Source organism: Pseudomonas sp. Pseusp11, assembly GCF_047304405.1.
GTDB lineage: Bacteria > Pseudomonadota > Gammaproteobacteria > Pseudomonadales > Pseudomonadaceae > Aquipseudomonas.
Window position 1 is genome coordinate 1 of sequence record NZ_JBGLZF010000139.1, and the last position, 214, is coordinate 214.

Genomic DNA, 214 nt, shown 5'->3' on the forward strand with positions numbered 1-214 from the left:
CTGCTGTCAACACCTCTTTTTCTCCGCTTTCGACCGAGACGATCGAACCGTCAATAAGGCGACAACACCCTGCCTTACCAACTCCTTCTGGCTTCGATGAGCTGAAGCGTAACCGCTGTCGAAAACTGCGTAACTCGTTGTTTACCAAGGAGTTTTCCGTTTCGACTGCGCCGGAAGTGGGGCGAATTATAGACGTCCAGAATCTGCCGTCAAC

Annotated in this window: 1 protein-coding gene; it reads left to right on the plus strand. The window is 51.9% G+C overall.

Features of this window, described 5'->3' with window-relative positions:
- A partial coding sequence (locus ACCC96_RS30470; protein WP_413697766.1) for a hypothetical protein occupies window positions 1-214 on the plus strand: 214 nt, incomplete at both ends.